The 1,045-nt window shown below is 44.7% G+C and carries 3 protein-coding genes; all 3 read right to left on the bottom strand.

Features of this window, described 5'->3' with window-relative positions; all coding sequences use genetic code 11:
• On the bottom strand, positions 1 to 79 hold a 79-nt coding region (locus Q0236_RS00455), incomplete at its 3' end, for a ParA family protein (RefSeq protein WP_297913726.1).
• A complete protein-coding gene (locus tag Q0236_RS00450) occupies positions 76 to 711 on the bottom strand; it encodes a biotin--[acetyl-CoA-carboxylase] ligase (protein ID WP_297913723.1) in 636 nt (211 codons plus the stop codon). The genes Q0236_RS00450 and Q0236_RS00455, both read right to left, overlap by 4 nt.
• A partial coding sequence (locus Q0236_RS00445; RefSeq protein ID WP_297913720.1) for a hypothetical protein occupies positions 702 to 1,045 on the bottom strand: 344 nt, incomplete at its 5' end. The genes Q0236_RS00445 and Q0236_RS00450, both read right to left, overlap by 10 nt.

Genomic DNA, 1,045 nt, shown 5'->3' with positions numbered 1-1,045 from the left:
AAGATGCGGCGAGATTGACCGCTGTCGTCGTTTTACCGACGCCTCCCTTTTGATTTGCTATCGTAATTATTTCACTCATCTTAAAGCATACACCCTTTCTTCGTTTATTATGATCGATCCGTCATCGCAAAGTTTCGCCTGCGCAAGCGAAATTTTTTCGCCGCTTAAATGAACGCTAAAATTTTGCGATTTTTGGAATTGTAACGAAAAATTTCTAAAAATTTGCTTCCACGAGATTTTATTTTCATATAGCGCAAAAAAGCCCTCTATAGCGTCTTTTGCGCTGATTTTTATATCTAAAATTCCCGCATATTCGGGCGCGCCGAGTAGGTTCATGCCGATGCCGCAGATGAGGGTATTTTTGATCTTATTCGTCATCGCCCCGCCGATTTTGCGCTCGCCTAGATAAAAATCGTTGGGCCATTTTAGCCAAAGCTGTGAACCGAGCGATGCGAGAAATTCCCGCATGATCATCGCAAAATATATGCTCGCCGACTGAGGCGGCACATCTGCGGGCAGATCCGTTTGAGCGACACAGAACGAAAATGCGAGATTGCCGCTCGCGCCCTCCCAATCATTGCCGCGCGAGCCGATACCGGCGCTTTGGCGATTTGCGGCGATCGCAAAAGGCGGCGCTATCCTGCCTTCGCGCACGGCGTCTACTAAAAACTCCTGCGTAGAGGGCATTTGCTCTACAAATTCTACTTGCAAAACCTGCTCCTTGCGTAAGACGAAGGGCTCGTCTTGAAATATTGCAAGCGTTTAAATTCTGCGCTGCGATAGAATTTTGCAACAAGATGAAATTTAGCACGATTAAATTTTACGACATAGTGAAATTTTGTGCGATGAAATTTTACAATCTTGCTAAACTCTTCGGCAACGCGATAAAATTTTAAAGCTTTGTCTCGCAAAAATTCTGCGGCACGATCATAGAATTTTAAATGGTGCGTGTTCGGTGTAGCGCCGTAAAGTCCGCAACCGCCAAAGCGAAATTTAAAGCTCCTGCGAGCGTAAAATTTTAGAGCATAGAAGTAAGATTTTAAAA

The organism is uncultured Campylobacter sp., assembly GCF_938031315.1.
Lineage (GTDB): Bacteria > Campylobacterota > Campylobacteria > Campylobacterales > Campylobacteraceae > Campylobacter_B.
Note: the sequence above shows the minus strand (reverse complement) of the source record. Positions and strands in the feature narration are given on the sequence as shown.